This window comes from Luteibacter sp. SVR4-7G, from assembly GCF_056755555.1.
Genome location: NZ_JBPGXO010000085.1, coordinates 1 through 3395, shown reverse-complemented (window position 1 = coordinate 3395; position 3395 = coordinate 1). Strand labels below are relative to the sequence as shown.

Annotated in this window: 3 protein-coding genes; 1 reads left to right on the top strand and 2 read right to left on the bottom strand. The window is 64.8% G+C overall.

From position 1 onward, the window contains the following. The coding region (locus tag ACR9ZH_RS18360; protein WP_481292206.1) for a dermonecrotic toxin domain-containing protein at positions 1 to 1000 on the bottom strand (1000 nt) is incomplete at its 3' end. 307 nt (positions 1001 to 1307) lie between these two features. On the opposite strand from ACR9ZH_RS18360, the gene ACR9ZH_RS18355 reads away from it, so the two are divergent. Beyond that, a complete protein-coding gene (locus ACR9ZH_RS18355) occupies positions 1308 to 3104 on the top strand; it encodes a M14 family metallopeptidase (protein WP_481292205.1) in 1797 nt (598 codons plus the stop codon). 89 nt (positions 3105 to 3193) lie between these two features. On the opposite strand, the gene ACR9ZH_RS18350 is transcribed toward ACR9ZH_RS18355, so the two are convergent. After that, the coding region (locus tag ACR9ZH_RS18350) for a multicopper oxidase domain-containing protein (RefSeq protein WP_481292204.1) at positions 3194 to 3395 on the bottom strand (202 nt) is incomplete at its 5' end.

Genomic DNA, 3395 nt, shown 5'->3' with positions numbered 1-3395 from the left:
GCGCCAGCACCCACTGACGAAGCGCGTCCTCGCTAGGCGCTACCACGAAGGCCGGATCGCCGCCGGGCACGTACATTACCTCGCTGCGATCGGCAGCGACGAAGCGGATCAAATCGCTGGACGTGTAGCCGTTGATGTCGAAACGCCGGATTTCCGTATTGGCGGCCGGCTGGCCATCGCGCAGCTGGGCCAGGCTGACGGGACCGCTCAATGGCACCTGCGGCGCCCCGGCGTGCATCACCAGCAGGTACTGGTCCGGATTCAACAGACCTGCATCCCGGGCCTTTCGGGCCTGCTGCACGAATTCGTAGCGCGCCAGTACGGGCCAGTCGCTGCCGTTCGCTTCCCACGCATCCAGCGCCTCATGGAGCTTCTTGACGTAAGGAAGCTCTGCGAAGGTACTTTGTTGACGGAATCGCTGGACCAGGTTCGAAAGCAGGAAAGCGTCGCCTGCTGCAAGATGGTCCTCCGTGAACCCGCCGATCCGGTAAACACCGAAGGCCTCGTCCAACGAACGGGCGTCCTCGCCGACCGTCTCGATCATGTTGCCCCGGGCGAAAAAGGTGTTGTAAACCCAACCCGGACCCGTGCGGCTCCACAGGAACCTGCCGACCTTCGACGCGGCATCTTTCGCATCGTGGCTGTGCACAAGGCCGTCCACCCACGGGACCACGCCCGGACTTTCGCTGCCGCCACCAAAAAGCCCGCCCACAATATCCGACGCCTCCGCGAAGAAGGTGTGCCGGGAATGGTCCGGGAACGCCTCCATCAATGCATCGGTGAGGGGCACGGAGTGATCAGGAAGGCCGAGCGACCGCGCTTCCGCCGTGGCAAAGTGCGCCACCACGTAATCGTCCCCGTCGACATTCAGCTGTTGCCGGATGAATGACCGCGCCACCGACCGCGCATCCGGAACAGGGACCGCTTTCGCCTTGCTGACCATATTCTGGAAGGCGTCGGCGTCCGCCGCTGCGATGTAATGATTTTCGCTGGCGCGCACTAGCCCGTACGTTGAGGGCATCCACGCACCGGCCGCCAGGAGAATGCATGCCGTCCGGCGCCACACGATGGAAGGAGGTGACTGTCGATTCATCTCAGGGACCTGCCGCAGGGAAATGAGCAGCGACAGTAGTCATCGCCCGTCCATGAAAATGTAGGCGCGGATCGCGACGAACCGGCGAGGATGACGAGGCGTTCCGTCAGGCGCCGTGGCGCGGACGAGCGCGTGCCACGCCGGCACCGCACCTCCGATTGGCCTGCAACGGAAAAACACACACAATAGGTGGATCCCCGACACGGACCCTCCCATGCCTGCGACGTTGCCCGCGCGTCTTCTCCTCGGCCTGATCGCGATCGCTCCGGTGACGATCCACGCGAAAGACCGCTGGATCACTCCAGCCGAGGCGTCCTCGTTCCGCACCACGCCTTCCTACGACGAAACCGTGGCTTACCTGCATCGCCTGGCCGATGCCGCGCCTGGCACCATTCGCATGGAAACCTTCGGCACGACGCCCGAGGGGCGACCGATGACGGCGATGATCGCGGCGATGGACGGCGACCTGACGCCGGAGAAGGCGCGCGCCGCCGGGAAACCGGTCGTCCTGGTCCAGGCAGGCATCCATCCCGGCGAAATCGAGGGCAAGGACGCCGGCCTGATGCTGTTGCGCGACGTCGCCGTCACCGGCCGTCTGCCGCACCTGCTCGACCACGCCGTGCTCGTCTACATCCCGGTGTACAGCGTGGATGGTCATGAGAACTCCGGGCCTTATTTCCGGATCAACCAGAATGGCCCCGAGCGCATGGGTTTCCGCGGCCAGTCGCAGTACCTCAACCTCAACCGCGATTACGTCAAGGCCGACGCGCCGGAAACGCGCGCGTGGCTGAAACTGTGGAACATCTGGCGGCCCGACCTCCTCATCGACATCCACACCACCGACGGTGCCGACTACCAGCCCGATCTCACCTGGTATGCCGAGGATGCGCACAAGCTGCCGCCTTCGGTCGCCGCATGGCAAGCGAAGGCCTTCGCCGGCGACGCCGTGCCCCGTTACGAATCGCTGGGCCATATCGCGTCGCCTTATCTCGAGTTCCGCGACGGTCGCGACATTACCAAGGGCATCGAGAACTTCGGCTCGGGCCCGCGTTTTTCGACGGGCTACGCGGCGATCCGCAACCGTGCCGGCCTGCTGATCGAGACGCACATGCTTAAATCCTACGAGGTGCGCGTGCGCGGCAGTTACGACATGGTGCGCAGCGTCCTTGAAACAGTGAACAAGGATCCGGCCGCGTTGCTGAAGGCGTCGAAGGACGCGGACGCCTGGGCCGCCTCGCTCTCGGCCCGGCCGGATGCCGCATTACCCGTCACTTTCAAGGAAGACCCCACGCCGAAGCCGTTCACGCTGAAGGGCTACGCGTTCACCCAGACGAAAAGCGACATCTCGGGCGACACCTGGGTGCGCTACGACACCTCGAAGAAGAAGACCTACGCCATCCAGAGCTGGAACGACCTGCTTCCGGACGTCTCGGCGCCCCTGCCCGCCGCATGGGCCATCCCGCCGCAGTGGACCGTGGTGATCGAGCGCCTCGACGCGCATGGCATCCCCTATACACGGAGCAGCGTCGCGACGCGCGTCGAAGTCACGCGGGACGAACTCACCCAGCCCAGGTGGGCCGACAAGCCCTTCGAAGGTCACCACATGCTGAAGGACGTGGCCATCGCGCCGACGCGGGAAGAGGTGGAGCTTCCAGCCGGCACAGTGATCGTCCGTGCCGATAACACGGATGCCGTGCTCGCGCTCAACCTGCTCGACGCGCGCGCACCGGATTCCATCCTGCGCTGGGGCTACCTCGATGCCATCTTCGAGCCGAAGGAATACGGCGAGCCACGCGTGATCGAAGCCCTGGCCCGCAAGATGATGGCGGAGGATCCGTCGCTGAAGACGGCCTTCGAAGACAAGCTCAAGAGCGATCCCGCGTTCGCGGCGAACGCCCGGGCACGCCTGATGTTCTTCTTCGAGCGCAGCCCGTGGTACACGGCGCAGAAGGTGGGTGCTTATCCGGTGGTGAGGCTGGATGCGGCGGCCCTGAAGAGCCTGCCCATGTAGGAGCGCGCGCCCAGCGCGCGACATCTTCTCGCCAAGAGGCTCAGGGCCTGTTGCATACAGCCTCAAAAGATGTCGCGCAGGGCGCGCTCCTACACCACCTCGAAAGGCCGCATCATTTCGTTCGCCTCGTGTTCCGCAAGATGGCAGTGCCACGCATAACGCCCGGTGTAGCCGTCGAAGGTGGCAACGATGCGCGTGACCATGCCCGGATGGGCCTGGACCACGTCCTTCCAGCCCCGTTCGTGCGGCGGCGGTTCCTGGGCGGGACCGAGGAAGCGAAGCGTCTTCTTC

Coding starts and splice junctions, on each gene's coding strand:
- ACR9ZH_RS18355 (WP_481292205.1), top strand. CDS start 1,308: ATGCCTGCGACGTTGCCCGCGCGTCTTCTCCTCGGCCTGATCGCGATC.